General features: G+C 59.0%; 6 protein-coding genes. 4 read left to right on the top strand and 2 right to left on the bottom strand.

The window, feature by feature from the left end; translation table 11 throughout:
- Together KH208_RS08035 and KH208_RS08030 are read left to right on the top strand one after the other, a co-directional pair.
- A partial coding sequence (locus KH208_RS08035; protein ID WP_291435337.1) for an AsmA-like C-terminal region-containing protein occupies positions 1-3,114 on the top strand: 3,114 nt, incomplete at its 5' end.
- Between the two features lie 315 nt (positions 3,115-3,429).
- Positions 3,430-4,344, top strand: coding sequence for an AraC family transcriptional regulator (locus KH208_RS08030; RefSeq protein ID WP_062251367.1), 915 nt, complete (start codon positions 3,430-3,432; stop codon positions 4,342-4,344).
- A gap of 85 nt (positions 4,345-4,429) precedes the next feature.
- On the opposite strand, the gene KH208_RS08025 is transcribed toward KH208_RS08030, so the two are convergent.
- Entirely contained in the window at positions 4,430-5,641 is a 1,212-nt protein-coding gene (locus KH208_RS08025) for an alcohol dehydrogenase catalytic domain-containing protein (RefSeq protein WP_291435338.1), read from the bottom strand.
- Positions 5,568-6,758, bottom strand: a complete 1,191-nt coding sequence (locus KH208_RS08020; protein ID WP_291435336.1) for an aldo/keto reductase — start codon at positions 6,756-6,758, stop codon at positions 5,568-5,570. Before KH208_RS08020 ends, KH208_RS08025 begins: the two co-directional genes overlap by 74 nt.
- A gap of 580 nt (positions 6,759-7,338) precedes the next feature.
- Here KH208_RS08020 and KH208_RS08015 point away from each other — a divergent pair.
- Both KH208_RS08015 and KH208_RS08010 read left to right on the top strand, forming a co-directional pair.
- Positions 7,339-8,010 (top strand): adenylate kinase, encoded by a 672-nt coding sequence (locus KH208_RS08015; RefSeq protein ID WP_291435335.1) that lies wholly within the window; start codon positions 7,339-7,341, stop codon positions 8,008-8,010.
- Positions 8,011-8,277: 267 nt separating this feature from the next.
- Positions 8,278-10,596, top strand: a complete 2,319-nt coding sequence (locus KH208_RS08010) for a GGDEF domain-containing protein (protein WP_291435334.1) — start codon at positions 8,278-8,280, stop codon at positions 10,594-10,596.
- Positions 10,597-10,599 lie beyond the last annotated feature (3 nt).

Below are 10,599 nucleotides of genomic sequence, written 5' to 3'. Positions count from 1 at the left end.
GCCTTCTATCTTTTACAGCGCAATCCCGAAGCTCTCACCCGCCACTATCTGGACGGGATTTCCGCGCGCACGGGCCTGATCTTCTGTGTGGAAGCCGTGGACGTGGTGCTTTTGCCCGTGCCTTCCATCGCGGTGAGCAACGCCTCGGTGCGTGGAAAGGACCTGCATTTCTCCGTGGCCTATGCCACCCTGCGGCCTGATTTTCTGGCCCTGCTGCGCGGGGAATTCGTGCCGCGCAATATTTCCCTGCTGCGGCCCAAGCTGGGCGGCGCGCTGCCCCTGCCCCTGGGGGATATGGACGCGCTGGCTGCCCGCCTGCGCGGAAACGGCGGCGGCCTGCCGGATCTGCCCGACGGCTGCCGCATGACCATTGTCCAGGGCGAAGCCGAGCTCATCGGCACGGACGGCGCGCACCTGCAATTGAGCGGCCTGCAATGCCGTCTGGACACGGAAGCTCCGGCCGGTGTCAGCGGCAGGGTGCATCTGGGCGCGGTTCTGCTGCGGCGGCAGGGAGCGCCCCTGATTCGTCTGGACAATTTTCTGGCCGAAGGGGAAAGCGACCTGCGGGCGCCGCTCACGGCCACGCCCAGGCTGCGGCTCAGCGGCTCGCTGCGCTGGCCGCCCTTCCTTGAGCGCTTCAACATGGCTCTGGATCTTCAGGGCGGGACCACGGGCCGGACGGCGCGCGCGGATCTGCGCGGGGAACTGGTCAAAGACCGGGAGCTGCTGCCGTTCTCCGTGGCGGGCACGGCGTCCATGCGCGGCAGCGAGCCGGTTGTCAATCTGGAGCGGCTCCGGCTGGAATTCGGGCCGGACAGCGGGGAGCTCAGCGGAACCCTGCGTCTGCCCGGCGCGCTGCAAAACAAGGAGCAGGGCTTCAGTCTGGACGGCCGCCTGCTGCTGCACCGCGCCAGCCTGACCCAGTGGCTGGGCTTTGCCCGCAATCTCGCGCCCGGCCTGCAACTGGCCCTGGACAACCTTACCGACGGCAGCCTGGATTTTCATCTGGACGGCCTGGGCCTGACGGTGCCGCGCATTGCGGTGCGCTGCGCCGGGGCGCGCTTTACCGGTTCGGGCGGAGTTGCCAGCTGGGCCAAGCCGGAGGTGGCTCTGGATCTCAGGGCCGAGCGCCTCAATCTGGGCCTGGCGATTCCCGAGTCCGTGGGCAAGCCGCCCCTGGGGCCCCGTTTTTTCCACGATTCGCTGACGCCTCTGCCCGGCGAGCCTCTCAAGCCGGGTGAAACCGGCGTGGACTACGACATCCGGCTGGCCGCCGCCAAAGTGGATTACGGCCCCCTGCTCATTGAGGACGCCAAGGTGGTCATCAGCCCCGGAAAAATGGACAAAAACGGCCTGGAGGACACCCTGCTCACGGCGGAGGGGCGGCTCTACGGCGGCAGCGTGCGCGGAGAGTGCATTCTGGGCGGCGGCCCCGAGCTTCCCTATGCCATCAAGATGCGCTTCCGCGACGTGAACGGCGCTCCCCTGGGCAGGGCCATGCCCGTGCTGCCCATCAAAAGCGGCCGTCTGCGGGCCGATGTGGACATTATGAGCCAGGGCCGCGAACTGGATGTCTTTCTGGGAAAACTGCGGGGCACGGTGAGCGCGCGCGGCGAGCAGGGGGCTCTGCGCCTGCCCGGCGCGTCCGGAAATCTGGCCTTCACGGGCATGGATGTGGAACTCAGGGCTCGTTCCGCCGCCTGGGAAAAGGGCCGTCTGGGCCTGGACGGCCAGTGGAGCGGCGCTCTGGACAGCGTGGACCTGAACGGCCGGGCGGATCTGAACGGCCGGCTCTGGTTCAGCGGCGACGGCGGCGGCAACGGCAATCTGGACTTTCAGAACCTGCCCGGCAGCCTGGCGCTGCGCCTGAGTCCGGCGCTCAGCGCTCTGCCCGAGGGCCTGCAGGCGGACCTGAGCGGCGAATTTTCCTGCCAGGGCGCGCGCAACCAGCTCGCTGTCGGCAAGGCCCATGCCAATGCGCTGGGCGTGGAGCTGCGGGGCCAGGCCCAGGTCAACAGCGGCAAGGGCGGCCTTGCCTGGCAGGGCTCGGTTTCCGCGTTCAGCCGGGACCTGGGCCGTACCCTGCGGCAGGCTTTCAGCACGGCGGCCAAGCTGCCGCCCGACCTGAACACGCTCTCTCTGGAGACGGATTTCAAGGGCACTCCGGAAACGCTTTCTCTCAGCAACATCCGCGCCCGCGTGGACCAGAGCGCGGTCAGCGGCTCGCTGAGCGCCTCCATGCGCAAGTCGCAGCCGGTTCTGGATTTCAATCTCAGCGTGGACAAGTTAGACCTGAATCGCTACCTGGACGACAAAAGGGACGCTTCCGCCAAAAAGGCCGCGCCCAGGGCGGCGGGCGGCAAATGGGACTTCCGCTTCCTGCGGGCCTTCAACGCCAAAGGCGAACTGCGCGTCAAGGAACTGTCCGGCTGGCGTTTCAAGGTGCAGGATCTCAAGCTGCCGCTCAGCCTGGAAAACGGCCGGTTGAGCTGCGGGCCCAACACTGGCCGTTTTTACGGCGCGCCCCTGCAAAGCCAAGCCGCCATCGACTTCACAAAGGGTCTGCGTTTTGAGAGTTCCCTCTCCGTGACGGACTTCGACCTGACCGCCGCCAGCCGGGACAGGGGCGGCAGCGCGGCCCTGGGAGGCCGGGGCAGCATCAGTTCCGAGGTCCGGGGCGCCCTGACCGGACCGGGCCAGCTGCCCGCCGCCCTGAACGGCCTCTGGCGTTTTAGCGTGCGCGACGGTTCCTACCAGAAACGCGGCACTGACGGCCGACTCAAGGGCAAGCCCACGCGTTTTGATCTGGCCTCGGCCTCGGGCGATATCGCGTCCGGGGTGGTCCACAGCGGCGACTTCAGCCTGCAGGGACCGGGGCTCAAGGTTCACGGCGGCGGCTGGATAGATCTCAACAAGGAAACCTTGGACTGCAATTTTACCGTGAATATGAAAAATCTGCCCGATTTTCCCCTGCGCCTCTACGGCAGCCTGCACGACAGCAAAACTTCCATCGGCGCGGGCAAGCTGATCCTGAACACCATCGGCGGCATCACCTCGGGCTTTGTGGACGTGCTGGGCGGCATTGTGGAGGGAACCTGGAAGTTGTTCCGATAAAATTTTTTAGAGTAGTTTGCTCTTGAAAATATCCAGGCGCACGGCGTGGGCTTTCGCGGAAAATCCGTATCGCGACGCCTTGCAAGGCGAGTTCACTTTGCCGTTAGGCGATATTTGCAGGCGCGACATGCCCTGTTTGGCGGTTTAGCAACGCAGGGGGAAAATCGTTACCTTTTATCTGACATAACTGACATGGTTTTAGCATCTTTCGAGATCTATTTAGAATATATTGAATTTATTTAAAAATATAAGACAGTTATATTTTTGCCTTTTCCATTATGTAAAGAGTCTCCTTAATAAAAAAGGTGCAATGTCATGGCAGAGGATTCGCAACGGATAGCTCAATTGAATGTGGAACTGAAACAAAAACTGTTGCGGTATCTGGATTCCCCCTGCATCTATCCAACTGCCATCGAAGGTTTCAATCTGGTTCGCCGTGAGGATGTGGGGACGCCTGAGCAATGTTTTGAAAAGCCGCTAGTGGGGCTTGTGGTCCAGGGAACCAAACACTCCCTTATGGGCGGCCGGGAATTTGTCTATACGGAAAACCAGTGCATTGTGGCCGGGATAGATATGCCTATCTCTTCCTATGTTATCAACCCCACGCATGAGACACCCTTTCTCTTCCTCTATCTCTATTTAGACAGACATTTGCTTTCATCCTTGACATTGGAGATGAAACACAATTTTCCAGAAACTTCTGAAGATTGCACCAGTGTTTCCATTGCCGATGCCGGTTCAGATATTTTGGAAATGTTTCTCCGCCTTGTAGATCTTCTTGAAAAACCTGAACAAATATCGATTCGTGCCCCGATGATGCTGCGTGAACTCCATTATCTCCTGCTTATAAGCCCGCATGGCAACATCTTGCGGCAATTGAACACACCGGGCACGCAGAATAATCAGGTTGCTCAAGCCATAACCTGGATACGAGAAAATTATAAAATTCCGATGCGTGTGGAATCGCTGGCACGACAGGTCAGCATGTCAACGGCGAATCTGCACCGGCATTTCAAGCTGCTTACGGGGCTCAGTCCCTTACAATATCAGAAACAACTGCGCTTGTATGAAGCTCAACGTCTCATGTTGGTGGAGAACGAACGCGCTTCCAGCGCGGCTTTCGCTGTAGGTTACGAAAGCATGACGCAATTCAACCGGGAATATAAAAGAGTTTTTGGTGAGCCGCCGCTCAGGGATCTGAATCGTCGCCGCGTCGTTTCCACACTGTGAATAAGCGGAGGTGGTTCCCGCATCCGACGAAAGCGATTTCAAAACGCAACGCCGAGGGCCTCATGCGCAAGCGTAGCAGCGGCTTTTACAGCCTGATGACGGTCTTCAAAACGGATTCGGCCGGGGAAATCTGTTTCTCGAAAGCGTGCTGAAGCTGATCCAGCGGCAGAATGTCGGTCACATACTTTTCAGCGTCGATGATGCCTTTGGCGATGAGGTCAATGGTTTCCGTAAATTCCTTTCGGGTGCAGGAAACACTCCCGGTCAGGCGGACTTCATGCAGCACGGCGCGGTTCAGTTCAAAAGGAACCGTAGGCGTCATCGAGTTGCCGATCATCACTATTTCGCCGCCGGGTTTCACGCCGTCCATGCAGGCGGCAAGGGATTCTCCCGCGCCGACAGCCTCGAAAACAACATCGAAGCCGCCTTCGGATGCCTCCTGCATCTTTGCGGCACGATCGGGATCGTTCCCGTCAAAATAAGCGTCGAAATCGCCTATTTCCCGTGCCTTGCCCGTTTGCCTCTCATCAATCCTGGACATGGCCAGAGCGGAGGCTCCCGCTTTCTTGGCCAGTCCGCCGATAAGCTGCGCGATAATGCCGCTGCCGACCACCAGCACCTTGTCGTGCAGTTTCAGACTGGACTGCCTGACCGCATGATAAGCAACCATCAGAGGGTCAATCAGCCCGGCGGCGACGTCCGACACCGTATCCGGCAGCTTGTAGGCATTCCCGGCCTTGCCGACAAAGTATTCCGCATAGCCGCCGTTGCATACGAAACCGATGTAATTCGTGCCGTGCACATCCCGGCAAAGATGTTCCTTGCCCGCCCGGCACATATCGCATTTGCCACAGTACAGGTTGGCCCAGAACGTCACGCGGTCGCCGATTTGAAAACCGCTGTCGCCGGGATCGACCACCACGCCGCAAAATTCATGTCCCATATGGAAATTGTCGAGGGGTTCCGGACTCCAGCCTTTTCCGGCCTTCCACATGTGGATGTCGCTGCCGCACACCCCGCAGGCGGAAATCCGTATCTTCAACATGCCCGGAGCCATTTCCGGAACGGGCACCCGCCTGATTTCAATCCGCTGCGGCCCGGTCAGCACTCCAGCTTTCATCATTTCCTGTTTCATATCGATTATCCTTTTCCATGGCTCGGAATTCGCCCGGCGGACACACCCCTGCTCATTATTGTGTGTCCGCCGGAATTGGCGAACGTTACTAACTTTTTTGAACCTGTCTTTGCTGTTCCGCCGGGTAGCGGTCGCCCACGATCTCCACCCTTGAAAGCGCATCTTCAAGTTCCTTCCATTCTTCCGGGCTCACCGCCAGATTGGCCGCCCGGATATTTTCTTCCAGGTGGGACAGTTTGGTCGTGCCCGGAATGGGAACGATCCCGTCTCCCTTCTGCAACATCCAGCCTAAAGCGGCCTGCGCGCCGGTGATGCCTCTGGGACGGCCGAAGCGGTTGAGAACTTCCACAAACATCAGATTTTTTCCCAGAGCTTCAGGCGCGAACCGGGGCAAGGTGTTGCGATTGTCGTTGCCGGAATCGAATCGGGTGTATGCGGTCATGTCCCCGCCAAGGAAGCCCCGATTGAGCGGGCTGTAGGGCACAAAGCCGATGCCGAGTTCCTCAAGTACAGGGAAAATATCCTTTTCCGGTTCGCGCCACATCAGGTGGTATTCACTCTGGACGGCGGTGACGGGTTGCTCGGCGTGAGCGCGGCGGATGGTTTCCGGCCCCACTTCGCACAGGCCGAAGCGTTTCACCTTGCCTTCACGAATGAGCTCCTTGACGGTTCCGGCCACATCTTCAATGGGCACTTCGGGGTCAAAACGATGCTGATAGAAAAGTTCGATGGCATCGACCTTCAGTCTCTTCAGCGATCCTTCCGCGACCCTGCGAATATTTTCCGGACGGCTGTTCAACTTGCCGGTCTGATAGACTCCATTGACGATGCTGTGACCGAACTTGGTCGTGACGGCGACCTTGTCCCTATATGGGGCCAGGGCCTCTCCGGCGAGTTCCTCATTGGTCAGCGGCCCGTAGACCTGAGCGGTATCAAAAAGGGTGACGCCGTGCTCGGCGGCCCGGCGTATCACCTCAATCACCTTCTTTCTGTCGGGGGAAGTGCCGCGATTGTAGTTCGCGCCCATCACGCCGAACCCCAGAGCGGACACTTCCATGCTGAACTTCCTGTTCCCAAGAGTGCGCTTTTTCGTCAACAGCGGCAGATCAAGGGAACTTTTCCTTCCAGATGCGCGAGAAATCATGGAACTTCCTTCCGCAGCCATACCCACGCCCGAAAATCCTCCCATCAAAACAGGGGCGGCAACCAATACCGCGGCGGCCTGCAAGACTCCACGGCGGCTTATTTCCTGAACCGGCTTTTCCTTTGTATCGCTCATTATAATTCTCCTTTTACCTGCAAGTTTTCATCTTGCCGCTTATAATCCCATAAGCATGGCCGGATTCGCGCGAATCATCATGCCAATATTCTTTTGAGACACGCCACCTCTGAGCAACGTCCTGATGCGCATCCGCATTTCTTGTGGTTCAAAATCTATGGCTGGACAATACGCGTGCCCATGCTCCTGAACCAGCTATGATACTCGCATCTTTTTGCCTATTTCTACAGGAAACGCCTTGGCCGTATCCTTCCTTGCATAAGCTGCTGGCCTGCACAGCCGGAACGTGGGCAAGGAGCTTTCCATAACATCCTCCCGGAAGCGGTCTGGGGCGGCAATCTGCCCCGGAACCTCCCCGCGCTGTGGGGCCTTATGGCGACCCGGCGTAAAAAAACGGAAAGTACGGTATGATCCGCCTTTGACCGTGCCCCGCACCGACGCGTCTCTCTTTCCCGCCGCTCCCACGAGCCGCCTGTTCTTCGCCGCCCCCGTTGACAGAGTGGTTTTTCCGGGCTAGAACCGCAAAGAGCGTGTTCTTTTTTGCACAAATCAACATCCGGTTCCGTCAAGGAGAGCAACGGTGAATATCCTGATTTTCGGACCCAACGGCAGCGGCAAGGGCACCCAGGGCAATCTGATCAAACAAAAATACAATCTTGCCCACATCGAATCCGGCGCCATCTTCCGCGAACATATCGGCGGCGGCACGGATCTGGGCAAAAAAGCCAAGGCCTATATTGACCGCGGCGACCTGGTGCCCGACGACATCACCATTCCCATGGTGCTGGAAACCCTGAAGACCAAGGGCAAGGACGGCTGGCTGCTGGACGGCTTCCCCCGCAATATGGTCCAGGCCCGGAAGCTCTGGGAAGCCCTGCGGAAAGAAGGCCTCAAGCTCGACTACGTGGTGGAAATTCTGCTGCCGCGCGAAGTGGCGAAAAACCGGATCATGGGCCGCCGCCTCTGCAAGGAAAACAACAATCACCCCAACAATATCTTCATTGACGCCATCAAGCCCGACGGCGACAAATGCCGCGTCTGCGGGGCCGAACTTTCCGCGCGCAGCGACGACCAGGACGAGAACGCCATCAACAAGCGCCACGACATTTATTACAATACCACCGACGGCACCCTGGCCGCCGCCTATTTCTTCAAGAAGCTGGCCGACGAGGGCAAGACCAAATACATTGAACTCAACGGCGAAGGCAGCATCGACTCCATCAAGGAGACCTTGCTTTCCAAATTGAGCTGAATTCCGGCCGTACCCTCGCATATTGTAAGTGCCCCTTATGGGGCACTTTTTTTAAGATTATCCCGGTTCCGGCAGCTTCCCTTTTGAGAATAATGCGTCTATGCTTTCGGCCACAATCTCAGCCTGCCCGCAAAAATGCCCGTGCCGGAGCCCTCCTGCTGTCAGGGCGGGAATGCCGGCCGCGTCCGGGAAGACCGGCACGTCGTTTGCGGGTGCCGCACCGTAGCGGAAGATTACCGGATGGCAATGTCTGTAACGGATGATCGCATGTCCAAATTGTCCACCGCCATAGTTTCCGCGTTCTTCCTCGCCGCGCTGCTCGGGGGCTTGCTTTATTCCATCCGGGACTACAATGCCAGCACCAAACAGGACATTACCTCCAATCTGACCCAGCGTCTGCAGGAATCCACACACTATGCGGCGGAGAACTTTCAGCGCCAGCTCAGGGAACGCTTCCGCGATCTGGAGGGAGCGGCCCGTCTGCTTTCTTCCCGCGAAAATCCTGTCACCCGGGAAAATGCCAGGAATTTCGGCCTGATGCTGGAGCCGGGCATCCGTAATTTCGGCATTCTGGCGCCGGACGGCAGGGGATTTTCCGCCTTGGGCAAAGAGCTCGACCTCAGCGCGGACGCCTATTTTCAGCGCGCCCTGCGCGGCGAGGCGAGCATTTCCTCCGGCATTGTTTCCACTGACGACCACAGCCGGGTGCTGGCCCTGGCCGTGCCTGTAACACGCGAGGACAAGGTCCGGGCCGTGCTGGTGGCGGGCATCAATATTGACGCCTTGCAGGCCAGCATAGAAACCAGGGCCTTTGACGGCCGGACCTCCAACCTGGTTTTCGACAGCCAGGATCGCGTACTTTTCGGCGCGTTGCCGCAAGGGCGGGATATGGACGTCCTGATCAGGCACTTCAAACAGACGCAACCGCCGCATACGGTCTCCCAGGTGCGGGATTTCTTCAAGGGCATGCGTCAGAACGGCGACAAGGTGCTGCACTTCAAAGGCGCCGGCTATTCCTTTTACATGAACCGCGTGCCTCTGGCGCAAAACGACTGGCAACTGGTTTCCATTCTGCCGCAAAGCGTTCTGAATGAACGTATCGACCAGCAGAATGCCGTCACCCGCACGCTGATGCTGCGCGTGACGGTCATCACCGTTTTGCTGCTGCTCTACCTTTTGTACAGCCAGCGCCGTTCCCACCGCAAAATACGCAGCCAGCAGGAAGAATACAGCGCCATTATCGCCAATATTTCCGGCGGAATACAGAAGTTCAGCGGTGTGGACGGCAGCTTTCTGTTTCTCAGCCAGAATTATCTGGATCTGCTGGGCTACAGCCGGGAAGAGTTCGAGCGCATTTACGAAAACACTTTTGCCAACACTATTTACGAAGAAGACCGCGACGAGGTTCTGCTGACCATTTCCCGGCAACTGGAAAAGAGCAAAGCCATTGATGTGGAATACCGCACCCGGGCCAAAAACGGCAGTCTGGTCTGGCTCTACAACAAGGGCACCCTGGCCTGCGACGAACGGCGGCAGCCCTATATCGCAAGCATTGTCTTCGACATCACGCACAGCAAAGAAATGCAGCAGGCCCAGCGCATTTCCGATGAACGCTATCATTTCATTCTTGAGCAGCACGATATCATTATTTTTGAACAGGATCTGCTCAACGGTGATTTTTATTGCAGCACGCGCTGGATGCAGTTGTTCGGCTCGGCCTTCAATATTCTGGAACCGGACCCGGACGGCAGCCAGATTCCGGTGCATCCGGACGACCGGGACGCGCTGCGCGACTTTCAGGACGCTCTGCAGCAGACAAAGCGCGTGGCGGAAATGCGCCTGTGCGACGTGGACGGCCTGTACCGCTGGTACAGGATCGAAGCCTCCAACATCATGGACGACAGCGGCTGGCCCATCTACGTCATCGGAATCATCACGGACATCGACAACCAGAAGAACCTGGAGCTCACCCTGCGCAATCAGGCCGCGCGCGACAGCGCCACCGGCATGTACAACAAGCTGGCGACGGAACAGGCCATCGCCCGCTTCCTTGACCGGCACAACCTGGAAGGGGCGGGCGGCTATGCGCTGTTCATGATCGATTTCGACAACTTCAAGATCATCAATGACCGCTTGGGCCACGCTGTGGGCGATCAGGCCATCTGCGCCATGGCCCGGATCATCCGCCAGAATTTCCGCGCTGCGGATATTGTGGGGCGCATCGGCGGCGACGAATTTCTGGTTTTCTGTACCGAACGGCTGAGCATGCTCCGGATCCGTGAGCGGGCCGCCAAACTGGGCGGCGAACTGCACACGGAATGGGGCGAGGGCGAAAGCCGTTACGTGCTGACCGCCAGCATGGGCGTGGCCTGCGCCCCCGGCGACGGGCGCAGCTTCGCGGAACTCTACCAGCATGCCGACGAGGCCACCTATCAGGCCAAGCATATGGGCAAAAACGGTTGTGTCTTCTATGCGGAAATGCGCGAGGCGGGCGCGCTGCCGCCCCCGGCCGGAGCCAGCGTGGTCAATACGAATATCGACGCCGCGCCGGATATTGAAAACGGCGGGGGCGCCTCCGAAGCCTAGGGC

It is taken from the genome of Desulfovibrio sp. (assembly GCF_018379785.1).
GTDB lineage: Bacteria > Desulfobacterota > Desulfovibrionia > Desulfovibrionales > Desulfovibrionaceae > Desulfovibrio.
Note: the sequence above shows the minus strand (reverse complement) of the source record. Positions and strands in the feature narration are given on the sequence as shown.

Bases quoted from the DNA above. Each gene is read 5' to 3' on its own strand.
- KH208_RS08030 (WP_062251367.1), top strand. From the start codon at position 3,430: ATGGCAGAGGATTCGCAACGGATAGCTCAATTGAATGTGGAACTGAAA.
- KH208_RS08025 (WP_291435338.1), bottom strand. From the start codon at position 5,641: ATGCGCTTTCAAGGGTGGAGATCGTGGGCGACCGCTACCCGGCGGAAC.
- KH208_RS08020 (WP_291435336.1), bottom strand. From the start codon at position 6,758: ATGAGCGATACAAAGGAAAAGCCGGTTCAGGAAATAAGCCGCCGTGGA.
- KH208_RS08010 (WP_291435334.1), top strand. From the start codon at position 8,278: ATGTCCAAATTGTCCACCGCCATAGTTTCCGCGTTCTTCCTCGCCGCG.